Origin of the sequence: Nocardia cyriacigeorgica, from assembly GCF_010858045.1 — a bacterium.
GTDB lineage: Bacteria > Actinomycetota > Actinomycetes > Mycobacteriales > Mycobacteriaceae > Nocardia > Nocardia cyriacigeorgica_E.
On record NZ_JAAGVC010000417.1, the window covers coordinates 1 to 274 of the forward strand.

The 274-nt window shown below is 75.9% G+C and carries 1 pseudogene; it reads right to left on the reverse strand.

Annotation, left to right across the window (positions count from 1 at the left end):
* Window positions 1–274, reverse strand: a pseudogene (locus GV790_RS30265) (hypothetical protein); the annotation flags it as partial.

Consider the following 274-nt stretch of genomic DNA (forward strand, 5'->3'; position numbering starts at 1 on the left):
GGCTGGTGCGGTCGGCCGATTCGGGGCGATCGGCCCCGGACCAGCGGTCTTCACGCGCGGCCGGACGGACGTCGGGGACGACGGCCAGGCTCGGGCGGCGCGCGGGTGGCGGATCCGCAGGGGCGTCACCGGTGCGCCCCGCTGGATCGCGCTCCGAGGGAATGGCCGCGTCGCCGGAAAGGTCGTCGTCCGCCTCGGCCCGAGCGGCGGGCCTGGCGCCGATCCCGCCGGGCTCGTCATGGTCCGGCTCGTCGTAATCGGATTCGTCGTAGTC